Annotated in this window: 1 protein-coding gene, 1 tRNA gene and 1 pseudogene; 1 reads left to right on the top strand and 2 read right to left on the bottom strand. The window is 48.6% G+C overall.

The features are described from left to right. The first annotated feature begins 43 nt into the window (after positions 1-43). Positions 44-119: transfer RNA gene (locus ACTHUM_RS13025), tRNA-Arg, on the top strand. A 91-nt stretch (positions 120-210) separates the two neighbouring features. On the opposite strand, the gene ACTHUM_RS13030 is transcribed toward ACTHUM_RS13025, so the two are convergent. Next, a complete protein-coding gene (locus ACTHUM_RS13030; protein ID WP_070460983.1) occupies positions 211-1,404 on the bottom strand; it encodes an amino acid aminotransferase in 1,194 nt (397 codons plus the stop codon). Between the two features lie 110 nt (positions 1,405-1,514). After that, positions 1,515-1,763: pseudogene (locus ACTHUM_RS13035) on the bottom strand (FadR/GntR family transcriptional regulator); the annotation flags it as partial. Positions 1,764-1,781 lie beyond the last annotated feature (18 nt).

Consider the following 1,781-nt stretch of genomic DNA (forward strand, 5'->3'; position numbering starts at 1 on the left):
AACTTTGCCAATAAAGCCAATATGCGTTAACCTTACGGCTTTCGCACCCATAGCTCAGTTGGAAGAGTGTCAGTTTCCGAAGCTGGAGGTCACAGGTTCGATCCCTGTTGGGTGCGCCAATTATAAAGAGGCCGTCTGAAAGATGAAAATTTTTCAGACGGCCTTTTGATTTACTTCAAATAAAACTACATTCAATTTCAGATTGAACGGCTATTGCAACACTTTGGCAAATGCTTCGGCCACATAATCGATATTCGATGCATTCAATCCTGCCACACACATCCTGCCTGAATCCAGCAGGTAAACGGCAAACTCGTCACGCAGGCGGTGTACCTGCTCTACGGTTAGGCCTGTATAGCTGAACATACCGAGCTGTTTGATGAAATAGCTGAAATCGCGATTGGGAATTTTGGCCGTCAAAACATCATAAAGTTTCTGACGCATGGCACGGATGCGGTCGCGCATGGCGTAAACCTCATTTTCCCATAAAGCGCGTAGCTCCTCGCTATTCATCACATCAGATGCAATGTATGCGCCATGCGCGGCAGGACTGGAATAAATTCGGCGGACGGTAAATTTCAACTGTCCGAACACCAGCTCTGCTTCTTCCTTATTGGGACACACTACACTCAAACCGCCGACGCGTTCGCCATACAGCGACAGGTTTTTCGAAAAAGAGTTGCTGACAAACAAAGGCAGGCCCATTTCGACGGCTTTACGAATCGCATAAGCATCGTTGTCCAAATCCTCGCCGAAACCTTGATAGGCAATATCCATAAACGGAATCAGCTTGTGCGTTTTAACGATGTCCAACACTTCATCCCATTGCGCTTGCGACATATCGACGCCGGTCGGGTTTTGACAGCATGGATGTAAAATCAAGACGCTGTTTTCCGGCAAGGTCTTGAAAAACGCAGTCATTTCTTCAAATTTTACGCCGACGGTTTCAGGGTTGTAATAAGGATACGTCCCCACTTCAAAACCGGCACCTTCAAAAATACCCTTATGGTTGTCCCAAGTCGGGTCGCTGACATAGGCTTTCGCTTCAGGGAACCAACGGTGCAAAAAGTCGGCACCGACTTTCAACGCCCCCGAGCCGCCCAAGGTCTGTATGGTCGCAACGCGCCCTTCTGCCAACGCCGGATTATCCTGCCCAAACAGCAAACGCTGAACCGCGCTTCGGTAAGTGTCCAAACCTTCCATCGGCAGATAAGGCGATGGGCGCGGTACGGCCGCATGCTCTGCTTCTGCCCGGAGGACAGATTCCAAAACCGGCATTTTGCCTTCGCCATCAAAATAAATGCCTATGCTCAAATTGACTTTTTCAGAACGCTCGTCGCGTTTGAAGGTTTCAACCAAACTCAAAATCGGGTCGCCCGGATAATACTCGACATGACGGTACATGGTGCTTCCTTTGTTTTTAGACAGAATGGGGAAGATTGTGGCACTAAAAAGCCTTATTTGCAAAATCAGGCCGTCTGAAAAAATTCAGACGGCCTGATTATTTTTAAACGCTACCAATCTACCCGTTTCAAATCATTTTGCGCCAATACGTCCGCATGCTCGCTGTGGCTTTGATATTCCCTGTCCTGCAAAATGCGGCGGGCGACATAATTCAAATGCAGTTTTGCCGCTTCCGCCGCCTCGGCTGGTTTGGCCTGGACAATGGCTTCAAAAATAGCACTGTGCTGGGCAATCAGCGTCGGGCGCGGGTCTTCGGTTTGATGGATATAGATAATGCCGCTGCGTGTTTGCTGAAAAAGTCAATTTGAGCATAGGCA

Source organism: Neisseria sp. P0021.S006, from assembly GCF_051956895.1.

Bases quoted from the DNA above. Each gene is read 5' to 3' on its own strand.
- ACTHUM_RS13030 (WP_070460983.1), bottom strand. From the start codon at position 1,404: ATGTACCGTCATGTCGAGTATTATCCGGGCGACCCGATTTTGAGTTTG.